The sequence below is a fragment of the Streptomyces sp. NPDC054783 genome, from assembly GCF_053611725.1.
Map to the genome: position 1 here is coordinate 67258 of NZ_JBSHAY010000014.1, position 19338 is coordinate 86595.

Genomic DNA, 19338 nt, shown 5'->3' on the forward strand with positions numbered 1-19338 from the left:
GCTGATCAGATCTATGCGGCCCACTGAAGAGGAAGGGATCCGGACACAGCAGGCGACACGGCGACGACGGGCGGTAACCCCACCCGTGTGGCGCAACACCACCGGAGATGCACCAGTGCGCCTCCGCCAATCGCTGCACACGCCTTCACATCGACAGGCGTGACGCGCAACACTCCAAGGCGCATGAACGTTGCCGCCCAGGGCCCGCCGGATCCGCGGAAGTGAGGGCAAGTCATGTCCGTGCACGACGACATCACCTCGGTCCAGCGCTCTCTCGACGACCTGAACCGGTCGCTGGGACGCTTGGAACACCAGCTCGGCAGCGGCGGCCTGGAGATGCGCCGGGTCCGGTTGGACGCCGACCATCTGCGCGAGAGCGTGGCGCTGCTGCGTGAGGCCGCCACCACCGGGGAAGCCCCGCGCCGCCCCGACCTCGTCACCATCTCCGACGTGCCGTACGACACCAGCCTGTGGGTGGGCTCGGACGACGAGGGCCTGGGCGCCCGCGACCGGCACGCCCCCTGATCCCCGACGACCGGAGCCTGCCTTGGCCACTGGTACGGAACCCCAACAGAACAGCGGCGGCGTACGAACCGGTGCGCGCGCCGCGATCACGGCCCCGCATCTGCGGACCGACCGCTGGTGGCTGGCGCCCGCCGTCACCGCGGCCGGTCTGCTGGCCTTCGTCGTCTATTCGACCTGGCGGGCCTTCGCAGGCGCGCACTACTACGCGGCGCCGTACGTCTCGCCGTTCTACTCGCCGTGCCTGGCGAGCAACTGCCGGACCATGCACTCCGGGCCGAACGCCGACCTGTTCGGGAGCTGGTGGGGCATCTCCCCCGCGATCATCATCCTGATCTTCCCGCTCGGCTTCCGGCTGACCTGCTACTACTACCGCAAGGCGTACTACCGCAGCTTCTGGGCCTCCCCACCCGCCTGCGCGGTGGCCGAGCCGCACAGGACGTACACCGGCGAGACCCGCTTCCCGCTGATCCTGCAGAACGTCCACCGGTACTTCTTCTACGCGGCCCTGCTGGTCGCCGGCGTGCTCACCTACGACACCGTGCTGTCCTTCCGGGACACCCACTACCGCTGGGGCCACATGGGGCTCGGCACCCTGGTGTTCCTGGCCAACATCGTGCTGATCTGGGCGTACACCATCTCCTGCCACTCCTGCCGGCACATCGTCGGCGGCAAGCTCAAGCACTTCTCCCGACACCCCGTGCGCTACAAGGCGTGGCAGTTCGTCGGCAGGCTCAACGCCCGGCACATGCAGCTGGCCTGGGCGTCGCTGCTGAGCGTGGCGCTCGCCGACTTCTACGTCTATCTCGTCGCGTCCGGGGTCTTCGCCGACCCGCGCTTCTTCTAGGAACAGGTGAGCCGTCTTATGTCCGTGGTGGACCGCCAGGAGTGGGACGTCGTCGTGGTCGGTGCCGGCGGCGCCGGGCTGCGGGCCGCGATCGAGGCGCGCGAGCGGGGCGCCCGTACGGCGGTGATCTGCAAGTCACTGTTCGGCAAGGCGCACACGGTGATGGCCGAGGGCGGCATCGCGGCGGCCATGGCCAACGCCAACGAGCACGACAACTGGCAGGTCCACTTCCGCGACACCATGCGCGGCGGCAAGTTCCTCAACCAGTGGCGGATGGCCGAGCTGCACGCGCAGGAGGCCCCGGACCGGGTGTGGGAGCTGGAGACCTGGGGCGCGCTGTTCGACCGTACGAAGGACGGCCGGATCTCCCAGCGCAACTTCGGCGGCCACGAGTACCCGCGGCTCGCGCACGTCGGCGACCGTACGGGCCTCGAGCTGATCCGCACGCTCCAGCAGAAGATCGTCGCCCTGCAGCAGGAGGACTTCAAGGAGACCGGGGACTACGAGTCCCGGCTGAAGGTCTTCCAGGAGTGCACGGTCACCCGGGTCCTGAAGGACACGGCATCCGACAGCGGCTCCGCCGCGGGCCGGGTCTCCGGTGTCTTCGCCTACGAGCGCGAGACCGGCCGCTTCTTCGTCCTGGAGGCCCCCGCGGTCGTGATCGCTACCGGCGGCATCGGCAAGTCCTTCAAGGTCACGTCGAACTCGTGGGAGTACACGGGTGACGGGCACGCCCTCGCCCTGCTCGCGGGCGCACCGCTGCTGAACATGGAATTCGTACAGTTCCATCCGACGGGCATGGTCTGGCCGCCGTCGGTGAAGGGCATCCTCGTCACCGAGTCGGTGCGCGGCGACGGCGGGGTCCTCAGGAACTCCGAGGGCAAGCGGTTCATGTTCGACTACATCCCGGACGTCTTCAAGGAGAAGTACGCCGAGTCGGAGGAGGAGGCCGACCGGTGGTACGAGGACCCGGAGAACAACCGGCGCCCACCGGAACTCCTCCCCCGCGACGAGGTGGCCCGCGCCATCAACGCCGAGGTCAAGGCGGGCCGGGGCTCGCCGCACGGCGGGGTCTTCCTGGACGTGTCCACGCGCATGCCGGCGGAGGTGATCCGGCGCCGGCTGCCGTCGATGTACCACCAGTTCAAGGAACTGGCGGATGTCGACATCACGGCGGAGGCGATGGAGGTCGGGCCGACCTGTCACTACGTGATGGGCGGCATCGCCGTCGACTCCGACACGGCGGCGGCGCGCGGGGTGCCGGGCCTGTTCGCGGCCGGTGAGGTGGCCGGCGGTATGCACGGCTCCAACCGCCTCGGCGGCAACTCGCTCTCCGACCTGCTGGTCTTCGGGCGCCGCGCGGGCTGGCACGCGGCGGAGTACGCGCAGGGGGTGGCGTACCAGCATCCGCCGGTGGACGAGGCCCAGGTCAACACGGCCGCGGCGGAGGCCCTGCGTCCGTTCTCCGCCGAGGCGGACCGGGAGGGCGAGGCGGGCCCGTCGGAGAACCCGTACACCCTGCACCAGGAACTCCAGCAGACCATGAACGACCTGGTCGGCATCATCCGCCGCGAGGGCGAGATGGAGCAGGCCCTGCGCAAGCTCGCGGAGCTGCGGGTACGCGCCCGCCGGGCCGGGGTCGAGGGCCACCGCCAGTTCAACCCCGGCTGGCATCTGGCGTTGGACCTGCGGAACATGCTGCTGGTCAGCGAGTGCGTGGCCCGTGCGGCCCTGGAGCGCACCGAGTCGCGTGGCGGCCACACCCGCGAGGACCACCCCACGATGGACCGCAAGTGGCGCAACGTGAACCTGCTGTGCACGCTCGCCGACCCCACCGGCGGCCTCGCGGCGACCGACTCCGGCCGCGGCCAGATCCGCCTCGCCCGCGAGAGCACCGCCCCCATCCGCCCGGACCTGCTCGCCCTCTTCGAGAAGGAGGAGCTGGTCAAGTACCTCGCCGAAGAGGAGCTGTACGAGTGAGCAGCTACGAGGCCCGCTTCAAGGTGTGGCGGGGTGATGAGCAGGGCGGTGGCCTGGAGGACTTCACGGTCGAGGTGAACGACGGCGAGGTGGTCCTCGACATCGTCCACCGCCTCCAGGCCACCCAGGCCCCCGACCTGGCCGTGCGCTGGAACTGCAAGGCCGGAAAGTGCGGTTCGTGCTCGGCGGAGATCAACGGCCGGCCCCGGCTGATGTGCATGACCCGCATGTCGGTCTTCGACCGCGCGGAGACGATCACGGTCACGCCCCTGCGCACCTTCCCGGTGATCCGGGACCTGGTGACGGACGTCGGCTTCAACTACCGGAAGGCACGGGAGGTCCCGGCCTTCGTCCCGCCCGCCGGGCTGGGCGCCGGCGAGTACCGGATGATGCAGGAGGACGTGGACCGCTCGCAGGAGTTCCGCAAGTGCATCGAGTGCTTCCTGTGCCAGGACACCTGCCACGTCGTCCGCGACCACGAGGAGAACAAGACGGCGTTCGCGGGCCCGCGTTTCCTGATGCGGATCGCCGAACTCGACATGCACCCGCTGGACGCGGCCGCCGAGACGGGTCTGGACCGCAAGCGCACGGCCCAGGACGAACACGGCCTCGGCTACTGCAACATCACCAAGTGCTGCACGGAGGTCTGCCCCGAGGGCATCAAGATCACCGACAACGCCCTGATCCCCATGAAGGAACGCGCGGTCGACCGCAAGTACGACCCGCTGGTGTGGCTGGGTTCGAAGATCAGGAGGCGGTCTTCGTAGGAGCGGAGCGACCGGGGCGCTGGGAAAGATGCTGGACCACCATGCCCGCCATCCACAGGCACCACCCGGCGGCCGGAAGGGCTTCCAGCCCCGCGTCGGCGAGCGGCCCGAGGAACATGAACAGGCCCAGCCCGACCGCACTGGCCAGCGCCCCGTACCCCCACAGCCGGGGCCGCAGCACCCGGCGACGGGCCGGCGGCGGTATCCACTCCGCCGCGACGGCCAGCACACCGAGCACCCCCATGAGCGTCACCGCGAGCACGGCCGCCACCACCAAGAACATGTGCATGCCGATCAGGCTCTCACCAGTGCCAGGGCCTCGCACAGGTTGTGCTCCGCGATCCCGCGCATGAACTCGGCGTGCGGGAAGTCGCCGTCGGCGAGCCGCAGCGGGCCGGCGACCAGGTTCAGGTGCATGGCCAGCCGGTACAGCCGCAGCCGGTCCTCGTCCAGGCCGCCGTCGCGCAGCGCGCGGTAGTGCGGCCCGAAGCGCAGCCGCAGGAAGACGTGCTCCCACTCGGCGTCGAAGTACATCAGTCCTTCGATGTCGATCAGGGCGGGCCGGCCGTCGGTGTCCAACAGGACGTGGTCCGGCCCGAGTTCGCCATGAACGAGGGTGTGCTCCGCGCGCGGACGCACCGCATCGGCCAGCGAGCGCACGCCGTCCTCCAGTCGCTGCCGGGCGGCGGCCACACGCGGGTCGCGTACGGCGGTCTCGGCGATGTCGGACAGGGCGCGCTCGGTGACGAGCCGGGCGCAGGAGGCGCCGTACGCGGTACCGCCGCCGTCGACCAGCGCGACCTTCCCGTACTCGGCGGAGCGGCAGCCGCGCAGGGTCCGCAGGGCGTCGGCGAGCTCCCGCAGCGCCGGGCCCGCCGCGTCCGGGTCCCGGCGCAGGGCCTCCTCCAGGCAGCCGCCGGGCAGGTCCTCGACCACGGCCGCGGTCGCTTCGGGGTCGACGTGGAGCAGGCGCGGGGTGCGGACGCCGGCGGCCGCGAGACGGTCGTGGGAGGCAGTGAACAGGTCGAGCCCGGAGGCGTGCGAGAAGGGGTCGCGGGGGTCGGCGTCGGGCTGGTCCCAGTAGTCCTCGTCAGGCGACCAGACGTATGCGATCGCGGTGCCGCCGCCGTCGAGGCGAAGCCGGTAGACGCCCTTCTTGGAACCACCCCGCAGCCGGGTGACGGCCGTGAGCGTGCGGTGCCGGCCGAGGGCTGCACGGGCGAGCGGGGCGAGGTCGGCGACGGTCCTGTGCTGTCGTGTTCCGGTCACCGGACCCAGTCTTTCCGATAGGCCTCCCAGTCCGCCTCGGTGGCCGCGAAGTCGACGTAGAGGGCGACGCCGAAGCGGGCCCGGTCCCTGTCGGTGCGGGACAGGCCGAGACGGACCCCGCGCACGGCGGCCGGCACGGTCTCGGCACGGGCCCAGTGGCCGAAGCGGTTCTCGTGGTAGAAGGGCAGGCCCATGAGCAGGTCGGTGGACTCGGGGGTGACCTCCAGGGCCAGCGAGGTCTGCTGGGCGACATAGCCGCCGTACAGGCTCTGCAACGGCTGCATGGTGTCGTACGACATCACCGCGATCTGGTCGACGCGGCGCGCCACCTGCCCGAAGTACGCCTGCGACCACCACTTGGGGTGGCCGGTCACGGTGCCCCAGAAGGAGTGGAAGGCCGGCAGCGGATCGATCTGGTGGGCGGCGACGGAGAGCACGGCGTGGCGGGCGCGGGTGACACGGTGCAGGGCGTCCAGGAGGGCGAGGTAGTTCCGGTCGCCGGAGTGCAGGGGCTCCAGGTCGAAGTGGGCGCCCTCGAACCCGGCGTCCAGGATCCGGCGGGTGGACTCCACCACGGCGGAGCGGGTCGCGGGCCGCTCCAGGTGCATGGCGTACGGCTTCTCGGGGGCGACCTCGTCGCCGAGCCAGGCCTGCACACGGATGTGCGGCGCCCGGCGGCGCAGGGTTTTTGTCAGCCAACGGGCCCTGGGATACGCCGACTCGGGGAGCGTGCCGTCGTGTTCCAGGGGGCCCGCGTGGACGTACAGGTCACGGATGCCGGTGTCGCGCAGACGGCCGGCGAGTGCGGTGACGTCGGCGTCGGTCCTGCGGCCGTCGATCCACGCGTGGCCGAGCCAGATGGCGTCGCGGTTGCGGGTGTGGGTGCCGCTGTCGGGGGTGCCGGTGTCGTTGAGGCGGAGGGCGGTCTCCGCGGCGAGGACGGGAAGGAGCAGGAGGAGGACGAGGACGAGCGCGGTGCGCCTGAGTGTGCGCGGCCATGTGCGTCTCGGCCCCGTGTCGGCGGGGCCGCTTCCGTCGTCCGGTGCGGGTGGCTCTTCGGGGGCGGGCTCGGCGTCGGGTGCGGGTGGAATTCGGGTGGCGTCGGCGGCCGCGGGCGGCCGTGGCGTGAGCTCGCCGGTCTCCCCGTCCGTTTCTGCCCCGTCGCTGTCCCTGGTGTCCATTCCTGCCCCCCTGCCCATCGCGTCCCCCACCCGTATCCGTCCCGCTCGCGAAGGCGTCTACCTGCCCATACGCTCCGAAATGTGACGTCCTCCCTGATCCGCGGCCGGCCCCGGTGCGCCAAGGCGCACATATGGGTGCGGGTGGCGCACGCCGTGGTGGGTGTGGTGGTCGGGATCGGGTGGCTGGTGTTGCCGGTGATGACGGTCGGTGCGCAAGATCCGGTTCCCGTGACGCCCGGCGGGACCGTCGCGAGCGCCACCGCGCCGCAGCGGGACGAGACGTCCGCCACCGACCTCCTGCTGCCCCTGATCGCGCTGGTCGCCGCCGTGGGGCTGGCCGGATACGGCTACCTGCGCCGCACCCACCGCGCCCGTACCCGTACGACCCCCGGGATCGTCTCCGCCGCCCCGCCCGCGCCCACACCGGCCGACTCCGAGCGCCAGGCGCGCGCCGCGCTGGTCCTGGCCGACGACTGTGTGCGCACGAGCCGGGAGGAACTCTCCTTCGTCCAGGAGCAGTTCACGCAGGGGGACACCGAGCCCTTGGTGCAGGCGCTGCGGGCCGCCGAGACCGAGCTGACGGCCGCGTGCGCGATCTGGCGGCGCTACGAGCAGGGGGTGCCGGAGGACGACGTGGCCCGGCGGCAGGCGCTGGTCGGCGTGGTCGGCCGGTGCGCGGAGGCGGGGCGTCGGCTGGACGCCCAGGCTCCCGCGCTGGACCGGCTGCGGGACCTGGAGGGGCCGGGCCTGGCCGGGGCACTGGAGGTCGCCGAGGGGCGGTTCCGGGAGCTGACGGGGCGGACGCTGACCGCCTCGGACACCCTGACCGGCCTGTACGACCGCTGCACGCCTGCGGCCGTCGCGCCCGTCACCGGGTACCTCGAACAGGCCAAGGACCGGCTGCTGTTCGCCACCACGCGGCTCAACGAGGCCCGCCAGTCGGCCGACGCGGGCGAGGGCACGCGGGCCGCCGGGCAGCTGCGCGCCGCGGAGGGCGCGGTGGCCCAGGCCGACGTCCTGGTCACCGGGGTGGAACGGCTCGCCGCGGAACTACGGCAGGCGACGGAACTCGTGCCGGCCGCGCTGACCGGCGCGGAGGCGGAGATCGCGGCGGCCCGGAAAGGGGGCGTTGCGGTTCCTCTGACCAGCGGCGAGCTGCACGCCCGGCCGGCGCACGCGGACGGCGTGCTGGCCGCCGTACGGGAGGAGCTGACGACGGGCCCGTACGACCCGCTGGACGCCCTGCGCCGGATCGCGCGGGCGGTGGAGCGGCTGGAGACGGGCCACGCCGGTGCGCCGTCAGCCGCGGCGCTGCTCGTGGCCAGGAGTTCCGTCGCCGGGGCGGAGGACTTCGTCACGGTGCACCGGGGTGCGGTGGGCCCACGGGCGCGGGTCCGCCTGGCGGAGGCGGCACGCGAACTGGGCGCGGGTCACGCCGGCCAGGCCGACGACATGGCCCGCGAGGCCCGGGACCTGGCCGAGCAGAACGTACGGGCCCACGGCAACCCGCACACGAGCGCCGACGGAGACGCACCGGGCCTGGCCGCTGCGGTCCTGGGCGGAGTCCTCCTGGCAGAGGACCCGGACGGGGGTCCACCGGCGAGCTACGGCGGACCGGAGACCAGGGGCCGCCACCGCTTGTCGGCGCCTGACTAGTGCCGGTGTCAGAAGAGGCTCAGCAGGGCCTCCGCCGGGTCGGTGAGGCCTGCCTCGCCGCCGGGCAGCGGCAACTCGAACCACACCGTCTTGCCGCGAGGCGTCCGGCGCGAACCCCAGGCCGCACTGAGCAACCCCACCAGCTGCAGCCCCCGGCCCCCCTCGTCGGTGTCCCGGGCCCGCCGCCGCCGGGGCTGGACCAGCCCGGAGTCCCACACCTCGCAGACCAGCGTGCGGTCCAGCAGCAGCCGTAGCCGTATCTCCCCCTCGCCGTACCGCAGCGCGTTGGTGACCAGCTCGCTGACGAGCAGTTCGGTCGTGTCGACGAGCGGTTCCAGGTCCCAGCTCAGCAGCTGCCCCCGGGCGTACTCCCGCGCCCGCCCCACACTCCGCGGCTCACGCGGCAGCGTCCAGTCGCCGACGGACTCGGCCGGCAGCCCCTGCACCCGGGCCATCAGCAGCGCGATGTCGTCCTCGCCGTGGTGGGTGTCGAGGGTGTTGAGGACGTGGTCGCAGACGTCCTCCAGCGGGCGGGAGGGGTCGGTGAGCGCGCCGACGAAGGCCTGGAGCCCCTCGTCCAGGGGATGGTCCCGGGACTCGACCAGGCCGTCCGTGTAGAGCGCCAGCAGCGCGCCCTCCGGCAGTTCGACCTCGACCTCCTCGAACGGCTCGCCGCCCACCCCGAGCGGCATGCCCGGCGGCACGTCCAGCATCAGGGCCGGCTCACCGGGCTCGACCAGGACCGGCGGCAGATGGCCGGCGTTGGCGAACGTACAACGTCTGGTGACGGAGTCGTAGACGGCGTAGACGCAGGTCGCGAGGTAGACCTCGGACAGGTCGGCGTCGCGCGGCTGGCGGGCCGTGCGCGTCGCCTGCTGCACCCCGCCCGGAGTGCCCAGTCCCCGCGCGATCTCGTCCAGCGCGGAGAGCACCTCGGCCGGTTCCAGATCCAGTAGCGCCAACGTCCGTACGGCCGTGCGGAGTTCGCCCATGGCCACCGCCGCCCGCAGGCCGCGCCCCATCACGTCGCCCACCACCAACGCCGTACGGTGGCCCGGCAGTTCGATCACGTCGAACCAGTCGCCGCCCACCTCGGTCGCCGCGTTGCCGGGCAGATAGCGGCAGGCGATGTCCAGCCCGGAGGCCTCGGGGTCGCCCGGCGGCAGCAGCGAGCGCTGCAGGATCAGCGCCCGCTCGTGCTCCCGGCGGTACAGGCGCGCGTTGTCGATGCAGACCGCCGCGCGCGCGGCCAGCTCCACCGCAAGGTCCCGGTCGCGGTCGCCGAACGGCTCGCTGCCCTTGGTGCGGGCGAACTGGGCGAGGCCGACGACCGTGTCGTGGGCGACCATCGGCACGGCCAGGGTGGACTGCACGAGCCCGCCCTCCTCGGGCGGCACGGCCTGCGGCCGGGCGGTGCGCAGGGCGTCCGCCCAGGGCGAGTTGAAGGGAAAGTGGTGGACCGCGCCGACCTCGACGGGCTCGCCGGAGACGGCGAAGGGGGCGCCGGAGACGGCGCTCGCGAAGGCGACGCGGCGCAGTTCGGCGCTGCCGTCGGTGAGTCCGGGCGGGGTCTCGTCGCCGGTGAGCAGGCCCTGGTAGAGGTCGACGGTGGCGAGGTCGCAGAAACCGGGGACGACGACGTCGAGGAGTTCCCGGGCCGTGGTCTCCAGGTCGAGGGAGTTCCCTATGCGCGCGCCGGCCTCGTTGAGCAGGGCGAGGTTGCGCCGGGCGGCGGCGGCCTCGCGGGCGGCGGCCCGGCGGGCGGTGATGTCGGTGCCGAGCCAGGCGATCCCGATGGGCCGGCCGCTGCCGCTGCGCACGCGGTAGAGGTTGACGGACCAGTGCCGGCGTTCCTCGGAGCCGGGGACGTGACCGGTGACGTGCATGTCGGTGATGGACTGGCCGCTCTCCAGCACCCGCCGCAGGGTGGCCGAAACCCGCTCCGCCTCACCGCGGGGCAGATAGTCGTGAACTCCCTTGCCCCGGTGGTCGTCCGGGGTTCCGCCGAAGATGGAGGCGAACCGCTCGTTGGCCCGACGGACCCTCAGATCGGTGTCGATCAGCAGGAATCCGAACGGGGACTGGCCGAAGATGGCCTGTGAGGCGGCCAGATCGGTCTCGATGCTGCGCAGGGTGCGGACGTCCACGACGATGCACACGGCGGCCTTGTCGCCCTCGGCGGTCCGGGTGGGCATGACGTAGACCTCGGCCAGGCCCTCCTCGCCGCACCCGCCGTCCGCCTCGTCCGGCATCCGGAAGGGCACGACCCCGGTCCACTCCCGCCCGTCGAGAATTTCGGCCATCTTGCGCTGGCCGCGCTCGCGCAGGTCGGGGTCGATGAAGGCCTCTATCGGGTCCATGCCGACGGCGCGTGCGGCGGGGACGCCGAAGAGCTGCTCGGCGCGCAGGCTCCACTGGTCGACCAGCCCGCCGGGGCTGATGGAGAAGGACGCGACCTTGATGTAGTCGTACATGGAACCGGGCGGACTGCTCTGCCACATGGCGTCGCCGGGTGCGGCGGCCTGCGCGGCCTGGTTCATCGCGCCGTCCGACGGGTCCTCGGACTCCGTGGCCTTCGCTGGTATCTCGCTCACGCGAACCGTCCCCTCCAGCTCACCGCGCCCGGCACCGGTCACCGGCAGCGGCTGCCCGCAGTATCCAGCACTACGGCGCCGCACGACACGGTGTTCACGATCACAGCTCGGTCCAGATGTTTTTCGGACCGGTCCGTGACAACACTTCCACTCTTCTAACCAGGGAACACGCCCTCGAATCACGCACCCCGGAGCCGGCGGCGCGCCCGCGGCGCACGATGGACGTGCCGCCCCGGGGTGTACACCCCCGTGCCCCCCCGGATGCTTCCGGCTCACCCCGGCACCGTCAGTTCGAACCAGACGGTCTTTCCGCTCGCGCCGGGCCGGGTGCCCCAGCGGCGGGAGGAGCCTGCGACCAACTGCAGACCGCGCCCGCTCTCGTCCTCGTCGTGGGCGACGCGTTCGCGCGGCAGGTCGGGCAGCGGGTCGGAGACCTCGACCAGCAGCGCGTCGTGCAGCCCGACGGGACGTACGAGCCGTACCCCGATGGGACCGGTGGCGTGCCGCAGCGAGTTGGTGACCAGCTCGCTGACCAGCAACGCGGCGAGATCGGCCAGGCAGTCGAGGTGCCAGCCGTGCAACTGGCCGCGGACCGCGGCGCGCGCGGTGCGCACGGCACCCGGTTCCGCGGGAAAGGTCCACTCGGCGCAGTCGCCATCGGTGTCGATCACGCCGATCACTTCCCAGGCCAGCAAGCCCACCCATGTCCGGTTTCATGGGGTTAATGGGCACATACCCGATATCCCAGGGGCAGTACCGCACGGGAGGGCGCGCAGTGGCACGAACGGCGTAGAAGGCGCTCAGTGCAGGCCGGTGGTGAGCCGGGGTGCGACTTCACGGACCGCCGGGACGTCCTGGTCGAGCCAGTCCACCTCCCAGATCCGGTCCGGGGTCAGCCAGCGGAGTTCGTCATGGTCCTGGAGGGGGCTCGGCGCTGGGGAGCCGGGGCACAGGCGGGCGGTCCACACCTGCAGGACGTACGGCGCCCGCAGCGGCCACTGTCCGGGCACGCGCTCGACCGCCTCGGCCTCGATGCCGAGTTCCTCGCGCAGTTCACGCACCAGGGCGTCCTCGGGCCGCTCGCCCGGCTCGACCTTGCCCCCGGGCAGCTCCCAGCGGCCGGCCAGGTCGGCGGGTGCGCTGCGGCGGGCGGCGAGCAGTCGGCCGCCGTCGAGCAGAGCGGCTCCCACCACCACGATCCGGTCCTTCAGCGGTGTGCCGGGTGTCATGGGCGTCATGGGGCGGAGCCTACGGGAGGGCGCGCGAGGTCAGTTGGGGCGCCGTCGCCGTGTCAGTTGCCGGCGCCATGCCCGTGGTTGCAGGCGCCGTCCCCGTGTCAGTTGCGGGCGCCGTCCCCGTTCTGGCCGATCCGCTCGACCCAGTAGAGCTGTTTGTGTCCCCGGCCCTCGAGGCTGTCGGCGATCTTCTGGGCCTCGGCGCGCGTCGCGTACCGGCCGACGCGGTAGCGATTGCCGTTGTCGTCCTGCCGTATCACGATCCAGGGCAGGGAGACCGTCCCCTCATTCATCGGCCCCACCGCCCGCGTCGCTCCTTCTTGCACCACCCCACCCGCCCCCTGTCCCGGGTCCCCGCCGCGCCCCGCCTAAGGAAACCGCAATACGCATATGCCCGAGCGTACGCCCAACCTTTACGCAGCGAACACGGCTTTTCACAAAGAGGTATGCAACCAGCCAGAACGCAGGGGGCGCACGGGAGCAAGTGCGCCGTCGTGAGCGCCGCCGTCCCGAGTCGGGGGCATATCCGTGTGCCCCCTGGTCACCTGCTAAAACGGCCGAATTGTGGCGTCGGCCCACATCCGGTGGCCGAACGCGCGACCGCCCCTCCCCCACCGGACCCCACCAAGGGTGTGCGCTACCTCACTCGGGGGGCGCACGCCAGACCGATCCCCGTCCACCACGCCCAAGGACCGCCGACTGACTGGACCGGTCGGACAGTTGGGCGTGGGCCCGGCAGACACCGACCCGGCCACCCCGCCCAGCGGCCCGCCGGCGCCCCTCACCTCACCGGCAAGTGATAGGCCACCTGGTATCGATCCGCCGGGATCACCACATCGGCCGTTTCCACCGGGCGGCCGGAGGCGTAGTACGTGCGGTGGACGACCAGGACCACGTGGCCGGGGACGCCGCCGAGCACGTGCAGTTCCTCGGCCAGGCCGGGGCGGGCGCCGACCTCCTCGGTGACGTTGTCCACGATGACGTCGATGGCGCGCATGCGCTCGACCACGCCCATGCCGCCGAGCGGCCCCTCCTCGGGCAGCATCACCGGGGTGCGGCCGGTGACGGCGAGGGGCTCCCAGGAGGTGGAGAGCATCATCGGCTCGCCGGCCTCCCGGAACAGGTACTTGGTGCGCATGACCCGGTCGCCGACCTGGATGCACAGCCGCTCGGCGATGGCGGTCCCGGCCTCGGTCTGTTCGCTGCTCGATTCCCAGGTGCCGCGCACCGAGGCGTCGGCCTGCTCCTGCCGGAAGGGCGTGGCCCCGCTGGAGGGGCGGTATCCGGAGCGGGCCACGCGGCGGGGCACCGGACGCTCGCGCACATACGTCCCCGAACCGGACCGGCCCTCAACCAGCCCCTCCGCCATCAGCACCTTGCGGGCCTCCAGCGCGACGGTGTCCGAGACGCCGTACTCCTCGCGGATACGGGCCTGGGAGGGCAGGCGGGTGTGAGGCGGCAGTGAACCGTCGACGATCTTCTTGCGGAGATCACCCGCGACACGCAGGTACGCCGGCTGCTCACCGAAAGTCACTGGCCGCTCCCATCAGGTTGTACAGACAGCAACAGCCTGGCAACCCTGGGTTGTGCCACGCAAGCAAAGGCCAGAGAATCACTCGATGTGATTACACGGGATGCGGGAAGGCTTTACGCAGGCACTTTCTCCGTATAGATGCATAGATGCGCTCACGCGGCCGTCCTCACACCTGAAGCGTGCTCACACCTGGGCGGCGTGGCCGCACCGTCGTCGCCCCGGGGGCGGGGCGTTGCCAGGCCCAAGGCCTTTCGTACGGTGACCGACCCGTGCGGCTCGATCAGGCCGAGGGCGGTCCCCCAGCGGTCCTGGCCGATACGGCCCTTGTGGCTGATACGGCCCTTGCGGCTGGTGGGGACCGGGAGGCGGGGGTATCGGCACCGGTACCGTGCTCCTGGGGCGGGCGACGGCAGCGCTCGGGACCGGTGCACGGCCGGTGGCCGGGCGGACGTACGACCGGCATGGCAAGCGGGGCACGAACGGGGGCGGAATGAGGGTGGACACCACCCTGCCCGGGCACCGGGTGGGCGACGAGGTCGTCCGGGCGGTGAACGGGCTCACCAAGCGCTGGGCGGCAACGGCGCAGGACGGCACGGTCTTCTCGGCGGCCGGGGTCTGGCCGCTGCTGGCATTGCTGGCGGACGGCGCAGCGGGGCCGGCGCGGGCCGAGCTGAGCGAGGCCATCGGGCTGCCGGCGGATCAGGCGGCCGGTGCCGCACGGGAGTTGCTCGGCGTGCTGGGCGCCCTGCCCGGTGTGGGCTCCGCCGTCGGTCTGTGGACGAAGCGGACGGTGCAGCTCGTCCCGGAGTGGGAGGCGGGGCTGCCCGCCGAGGCGCACGGCGTGCTCACCGGGGACCTCGACGCCGACCGGCGAGCGCTGGACGCCTGGGCGGCGGACCGTACCGGCGGGCTGATCGACCGGATGCCGGCCACGCTGGACGAGGACACCGAGCTGGTGCTGGCCGGGGCGCTGACGATGCGAACCAGGTGGCTCAGCCCCTTCGACGAGGTTCCGCTGGAGACGGCGTACGAACCCTGGGCCGCCACCGAGCGGTTGGGCCTGCGGCACAGGAGCCCCCTGCTGGACCGGGTCGGCGTCGCCGACACCCCGCACGGCTGGGTCACCGAACTGAAGGTGCCCGGCACGGACGTGCTGGACGTGCATCTGCTGCTGGGCGAGGAGGGGATGGCGCCGGGCCGGGTGCTCGGCGCGGGCGTGGACCTGCTGCACGGGCCGCGCACGGTCGTACCGGGCTCCCGGCTGCCGTGCGGGGAGGCGGGCCCGGGACTGCGGGTGGTCGAGGAACGCCGCCCGGCCCCCGCCCCGCCGGTTCTCGACGTCCTGACGGCCGCGTACGAGATCACGGCGGACCACGATCTGCTCCAGCGGTCCGAGCTGTTCGGGCTGACCACGGCACGGGACGCCCGGCAGGGGCACTTCCCGGGGATCAGCGGCTTCCCGCTGGCCGTCGGCTCGGCCGCGCAGAGCGCCTTGGCGCGGTTCGGGGCGCTGGGCTTCCACGCGGCGGCGGTCACGATGGCCGGGGCGTACGGGGCCGGCATGCCGCCGCTGCGCCATGTGAGGCGGCGCGTGGACGCCGTCTTCGACCGCCCCTTCGGCTTCCTCGCGCTGCACCGGCACTCGCGGCTGGTGCTGGCGGCGGGGTGGGTGACGGATCCCGTGCCCTTGCGGCGGCACCCGGAGGATTCGTGGGACGACGAGTGAGCAAGGCCCTGTGGAAGGACGATCAGTGAGCAAGGTGACCGCCGAGACGGTCCGTCGGGTGAACGGGCTGACGGCCCGCTGGGCGCAGGCCCTGCCGGAGGGCACGGCCTTCTCCGCGCCGGGGGTCTGGCCCCTGCTGGCCTTCCTGGCCGACGGGGCCGCGGGCCCGGCGCGGGCCGAGCTGAGCGGGACCCTCGGTCTGCCGGCGGACCAGGCGGCCGGTGCCGCACGGGAGTTGCTGGCGGCGCTCGCATCGGTGTCCGGGCTGGACGCGGCGCTCGGCCTGTGGACGCACCAGGCGCTCCCCCTGCGGGAGGAGTGGCGGGCCGGGGTGCCGGCCGGGACGTACGGGGTGTTCGGGGACGACCTCGTCACCGCGCAGGAGCGGCTGGACGCCTGGGCGGCCGAGCGGACCGGCGGGCTGGTGGAGCGCATGCCGGTGACGCTGACCCGGGACGCGCGGATGGTGCTGGCCAGTGCCCTGGCGCTGCGCGCGACCTGGCGGCAGCCGTTCACCGAGCTGCCGCTGCGGCCCGGCTCCGGCCCCTGGCAGGGGCGTACGCTGCGCGGCCTGCACCGCAGGAGCGTGCGGCCGGACCGGGTGGGTGTGACGGGCACCCCGGACGGCTTCGTCACCGCGCTGACGGTGCCCGGCGACAACGGCATCGACGTGCATCTGGTGCTCGGGGAGGAGCGCATGACCCCGGGCCAGGTGCTCACGGCCGGGGTGGGGATCGTCGAGCGGACGCTGCCGCTGACCGGGGGCGGCGCGCTGCCGCACGGACATGTGGGGCCGGGCCTGTACGTGGAGCAGCAGCCGGCCCTCGCGCCGGAGCCGCTGACACTGGATGTACGGACGGTGGCGTACGAGGTGCGCGCCGACCACGATCTGCTCGCCCTGGCGGGACTGTTCGGCCTGACGGCGGCGACGGATGCGCGGCACGCCCATTTCCCCGGCGTCAGCGACCACCCGCTCGCCATCGGCGCGGCCCGCCAGTCGGCGCTGGCCCAGTTCGGCGCGCTCGGCTTCCGCGCGGCGGCGGTGACGGCGGTGATGGCGGCGCCGGGCAGCGCCCCGCCGCAGTACCGCTACGAGTCGACGGTCGTCCGGGTCGTCTTCGACCGTCCCTTCGGCTTCCTCGCCGTCGACCGGGAGTCGCGTCTCGTGCTGGTGGCGGGCTGGGTGACGGATCCGGCGCCGGAGCCCGTCATGAGCTTCCCGGGCGCTGTTCCTCCAGGACTCTGACACAGCGGGCGAGCAGCCCGGTCAGGGCGCCCCGCTCGGCGTCGGTGAACTCCGCGGCAAGGGCCCGTTCGACGCGTACGGCGGCCGTGTCGGCCTCGGTCATGACGGCGCGGCCCTCGTCCGTGAGGCGGGTCTCCAGGACGTTCTTGTGCCACTCGTGCGGGCTGCGGGTGATCAGACCACGGTCCTGGAGGTTCTTCAGGACCGTGTTCATGGTCGGCGGGGTGACCCCGCACAGCCGGGCCAGGGCGGCGGCGGAGATGCCGGGGTTGTCGGAGAGGTGGAGCAGCGCGGCGTACTGGGCGACGGTCAGGCCCGCGGGCTTGAGGACCGCGGTCTTCGTGGCGTTGAGGGCCTGCTCGGCCCGCTTCAGGTGGGAGCCGAGGCGCTCGGACGCGGGCATGGAGGTCACCCGGCCCAGATTAGTGCTTGGGCGAGGATGAAGCCGCTGACGGTAATTAATACGCTAGCAAGCATTAGGACTCTAATGTAGATTCGCACTCGTCCTACAGTGAGCAGCCGAGCCGAGAGGCACTGCCGTGTCCCGTTCGATCCACCGCCGCACCTTCCTGACCGGCGCCGCCACCGCGACCGTGGCCCTCGCCGCGCCCCGGGCGACCGCGGCCACCGGCCCCCGCATCTCCACCGCCTTCACCCTGCCGGACGACCGGGCCTACCCCGAGGGCATCGCCCTCGACCCACGCACGGGCGACGCGTACGTCGGCTCCTTCACGACCGGTGCGATCTACCGGGCCGCCGCCGGCAGCCGCGCCGCCGACGTCTTCCTGCCGGCCGGCGCGGACGGCCGCACGACGGCCAACGGCCTGAAGGCCGACCCGGCCGGCCGCCTGTGGGTCATCGACCACACCGCCGGAATCGACGTCTACGACCTGCGCGACCGCTCCCTGCTGGCCCGCTTCCAGGTGCCGCAGGGCGACCCGCACTTCATCAACGACCTCGTGATCGGCGCGGACGGCACGGCGTACGCCACCGACAGCGTGCGCCCGGTGATCTACCGGGTCACTCCGGCCGAGGTGGCCCGGGGCGGCAGCGCGCCGCTGGCCGCACACTGCGACCTGAGCGGGGCCGTCCCTCCGCACTCGCCGAACGCCTACACCCTCAACGGCATCGTCGCCGACCCCACCGGACGCCTGCTGTTCGCGGTCGACATGACCGGCGGCGGCCTGTACCGGGTCGACGTGACCGACGGGTCGGTCCGCCAAGTCGCCCTGCAAGGGGGTGACTTGGTGAACGGCGACGGCCTGGAGCTGTCCCACCGCACCCTGTGGGCGGCCCACAACCGGACCAACACCCTGACCCGCTGGCACCTCTCCCCCGACGGCACCGAGGCCCACCTGGCCCGCACGCTGACCACGCCCGACCTCCAGATCCCCACCACCCTGGCCCACACCCACCACGGCCTCCTCGTCGTCCGCTCCCAGTTCGACAAGGGCGGCCCGATGGGACCGGGGACCCCGACCACGCCCTTCACGGTGGCCCGGGTGACGGGTATGTGAGCCCAGCTGCCATCAACCGACCGGCCGACCGCCCGAGTTGAAGCACTACGTCGAGAAGGCCCTACGCCTGCGCCGGGTGCCCTCGCCCCATCAGGTGCAACACCAGGCCCGCACGGTCATGGCGGCCGCGCAGAGCGCGCTTACGGCCCTTGGGTGAACCAGCGGGATGCCGGGGACCGGCTCCCCGGTGACGTCAGGTGTTCCCGTGGCGGCCATGCCTCGGGCCGGCCGCCGTGGAGGTGGTGGCGGAAGGGAGCGAGGTGGGTGGGTTCGGGGGCTCGGTGAGGTGCTGGGTGCCGCCCGGAGAGGTGCAGGCGTGCACCCCGGAGGTGAGCAGAACACAGCCCTTGGCCGCTGAGGGGCTTGGGGCGGCGACCATCGCGCTGAACGTGTCGGTGTCGTAGTGGACCTTGTTCTGGTACGTCCGGCCCCCCTGACCGACGACCCGTGCGATGTCGCCGGGGTGTCCCCAGCTGATACGGGACCAGGCAGCCTTGCAGGCGTCGCTGTAGCGCAGCTCCACGTAGACACCGGCGACCTTGTACAGGGCAGCGGTCCACGCGTCACCGCCGCAGCCGGTTTGTCCGGGGTCTTTCCCGGTGCAACTGTCCGCGAAGCAGTTGACGTCGAGTTGCCTGGTCGGTGTGTCCGCGCCCAACGTGCCGTCCTGGCCGGCATGCGCGGCCGAAGGCCGGCCGAAAGCGCCGTACAACGAGACGGACAGGGTGACGACAGCTGCCAGGGCGACCACCGCCCAGATCAGCGGCCGCCTGCCGAACCGACGGCCCGCGGACGGCGGCTCTTCGGCCTGCGCGGCAGGAGGGCGCCCTGTTGCGGCAGCGGGTTGCTCGGACCGCCGGTCGTGACCGTCCGCGGCATCGCGCGCGCCGTCCGCGTCACTGGTCTCGCAGTCGTGCCAAGCGGTGTTCGCCAGTTCCCACAAGGCCACGAGCCGGGCGGGGTCGGCGTCGGCCAGCTTGCCGAGGGAGGCCACCGCGTGCTGCGGCGGCAGTGCCTTGCCGTTGAGATACCGTTCCCAGGAGGACTTGCTGTACGGAGTACGGCCACCGAGGGTGGCCAGGCTCAGTCCGGCGCGTTCCTTCAAGGCCCGCAGTTCGACGACGAGATGCCGGACGTCCGAGGCGAGGCCGTCGGGTAACGGCTTCCAGTCAGTCACGTACGCCCTCCGGGGCCCCAGTACTCTCTGCGGTCATCGCTTTCTTCCCTACCGTATCCACCGCGGACGGCCCCGGGAACGTTGGTT

18 protein-coding genes are annotated in these 19338 nt (G+C 72.5%); 8 read left to right on the top strand and 10 right to left on the bottom strand.

All coding sequences use genetic code 11. The features are described 5' to 3' along the window. Window positions 1–234: 234 nt before the first annotated feature. From ACWGJ5_RS24225 to ACWGJ5_RS24240, 4 genes are read left to right on the top strand one after another with little or no spacing between them, the layout of a single operon-like run. Complete coding sequence (locus tag ACWGJ5_RS24225) at window positions 235–525, top strand: hypothetical protein (protein ID WP_453311758.1); 291 nt, start codon at window positions 235–237, stop codon at window positions 523–525. Between the two features lie 22 nt (window positions 526–547). After that, a complete protein-coding gene (locus tag ACWGJ5_RS24230; protein WP_453311759.1) occupies window positions 548–1369 on the top strand; it encodes a hypothetical protein in 822 nt (273 codons plus the stop codon). An 18-nt stretch (window positions 1370–1387) separates the two neighbouring features. Then, window positions 1388–3349, top strand: a complete 1962-nt coding sequence (locus ACWGJ5_RS24235) for a fumarate reductase/succinate dehydrogenase flavoprotein subunit (RefSeq protein WP_453311760.1) — start codon at window positions 1388–1390, stop codon at window positions 3347–3349. Continuing rightward, a complete protein-coding gene (locus ACWGJ5_RS24240; RefSeq protein ID WP_453311761.1) occupies window positions 3346–4116 on the top strand; it encodes a succinate dehydrogenase/fumarate reductase iron-sulfur subunit in 771 nt (256 codons plus the stop codon). The genes ACWGJ5_RS24235 and ACWGJ5_RS24240 overlap by 4 nt, the downstream gene beginning before the upstream one ends. Here the strand turns inward: ACWGJ5_RS24240 and ACWGJ5_RS24245 are convergent. The 3 genes from ACWGJ5_RS24245 to ACWGJ5_RS24255 are packed head-to-tail and all read right to left on the bottom strand — an operon-like array spanning window position 4097 to window position 6566. Next, the gene (locus ACWGJ5_RS24245; protein WP_453311762.1) at window positions 4097–4405 is read right to left on the bottom strand and encodes a hypothetical protein; all 309 of its coding nucleotides are present in this window, start codon (window positions 4403–4405) and stop codon (window positions 4097–4099) included. The genes ACWGJ5_RS24240 and ACWGJ5_RS24245 overlap by 20 nt on opposite strands. A 5-nt stretch (window positions 4406–4410) precedes the next feature. Next, window positions 4411–5385 carry a phosphotransferase gene (locus ACWGJ5_RS24250; protein WP_453311763.1) on the bottom strand — a complete coding sequence of 325 codons (975 nt, stop codon included), beginning with the start codon at window positions 5383–5385 and terminating at the stop codon, window positions 4411–4413. Next, window positions 5382–6566, bottom strand: a complete 1185-nt coding sequence (locus tag ACWGJ5_RS24255) for a hypothetical protein (RefSeq protein WP_453311764.1) — start codon at window positions 6564–6566, stop codon at window positions 5382–5384. The genes ACWGJ5_RS24250 and ACWGJ5_RS24255 overlap by 4 nt, the downstream gene beginning before the upstream one ends. Window positions 6567–6647: 81 nt before the next feature. Between ACWGJ5_RS24255 and ACWGJ5_RS24260 the strand changes: the two genes are divergently transcribed. Beyond that, on the top strand, window positions 6648–8222 hold the full coding sequence (locus tag ACWGJ5_RS24260) for a hypothetical protein (RefSeq protein WP_453311765.1): 1575 nt from the start codon (window positions 6648–6650) through the stop codon (window positions 8220–8222). A gap of 8 nt (window positions 8223–8230) precedes the next feature. Here the strand turns inward: ACWGJ5_RS24260 and ACWGJ5_RS24265 are convergent, their stop codons facing one another. The 5 genes from ACWGJ5_RS24265 to ACWGJ5_RS24285 all read right to left on the bottom strand — a co-directional run bounded on the left by ACWGJ5_RS24265 (window position 8231) and on the right by ACWGJ5_RS24285 (window position 13585). Then, window positions 8231–10816 (bottom strand): SpoIIE family protein phosphatase, encoded by a 2586-nt coding sequence (locus ACWGJ5_RS24265; RefSeq protein ID WP_453311766.1) that lies wholly within the window; start codon window positions 10814–10816, stop codon window positions 8231–8233. Between the two features lie 272 nt (window positions 10817–11088). Beyond that, window positions 11089–11517 carry an ATP-binding protein gene (locus ACWGJ5_RS24270; protein ID WP_453311767.1) on the bottom strand — a complete coding sequence of 143 codons (429 nt, stop codon included), beginning with the start codon at window positions 11515–11517 and terminating at the stop codon, window positions 11089–11091. A 99-nt stretch (window positions 11518–11616) separates the two neighbouring features. Continuing rightward, the gene (locus ACWGJ5_RS24275) at window positions 11617–12027 is read right to left on the bottom strand and encodes a (deoxy)nucleoside triphosphate pyrophosphohydrolase (protein ID WP_453311898.1); all 411 of its coding nucleotides are present in this window, start codon (window positions 12025–12027) and stop codon (window positions 11617–11619) included. Between the two features lie 125 nt (window positions 12028–12152). Beyond that, complete coding sequence (locus tag ACWGJ5_RS24280) at window positions 12153–12344, bottom strand: SPOR domain-containing protein (protein WP_453311899.1); 192 nt, start codon at window positions 12342–12344, stop codon at window positions 12153–12155. A 488-nt stretch (window positions 12345–12832) separates the two neighbouring features. Further along, window positions 12833–13585 (bottom strand): GntR family transcriptional regulator, encoded by a 753-nt coding sequence (locus tag ACWGJ5_RS24285; RefSeq protein WP_453311768.1) that lies wholly within the window; start codon window positions 13583–13585, stop codon window positions 12833–12835. 490 nt (window positions 13586–14075) lie between these two features. Here ACWGJ5_RS24285 and ACWGJ5_RS24290 point away from each other — a divergent pair, with 490 nt between their 5' ends. Then, window positions 14076–15311, top strand: coding sequence for a serpin family protein (locus ACWGJ5_RS24290; RefSeq protein ID WP_453311769.1), 1236 nt, complete (start codon window positions 14076–14078; stop codon window positions 15309–15311). Between the two features lie 25 nt (window positions 15312–15336). Then, complete coding sequence (locus ACWGJ5_RS24295; protein ID WP_453311770.1) at window positions 15337–16557, top strand: serpin family protein; 1221 nt, start codon at window positions 15337–15339, stop codon at window positions 16555–16557. Here the strand turns inward: ACWGJ5_RS24295 and ACWGJ5_RS24300 are convergent. After that, window positions 16520–16960, bottom strand: coding sequence for a MarR family winged helix-turn-helix transcriptional regulator (locus tag ACWGJ5_RS24300; RefSeq protein ID WP_453311900.1), 441 nt, complete (start codon window positions 16958–16960; stop codon window positions 16520–16522). The two genes, ACWGJ5_RS24295 and ACWGJ5_RS24300, sit on opposite strands and share 38 nt — an antisense overlap. Window positions 16961–17096: 136 nt before the next feature. On the opposite strand from ACWGJ5_RS24300, the gene ACWGJ5_RS24305 reads away from it, so the two are divergent. Further along, complete coding sequence (locus ACWGJ5_RS24305; RefSeq protein ID WP_453311771.1) at window positions 17097–18074, top strand: SMP-30/gluconolactonase/LRE family protein; 978 nt, start codon at window positions 17097–17099, stop codon at window positions 18072–18074. A 193-nt stretch (window positions 18075–18267) separates the two neighbouring features. Here the strand turns inward: ACWGJ5_RS24305 and ACWGJ5_RS24310 are convergent, their stop codons facing one another. Then, window positions 18268–19251, bottom strand: coding sequence for a DUF2690 domain-containing protein (locus ACWGJ5_RS24310; RefSeq protein WP_453311772.1), 984 nt, complete (start codon window positions 19249–19251; stop codon window positions 18268–18270). Window positions 19252–19338: the final 87 nt, after the last annotated feature.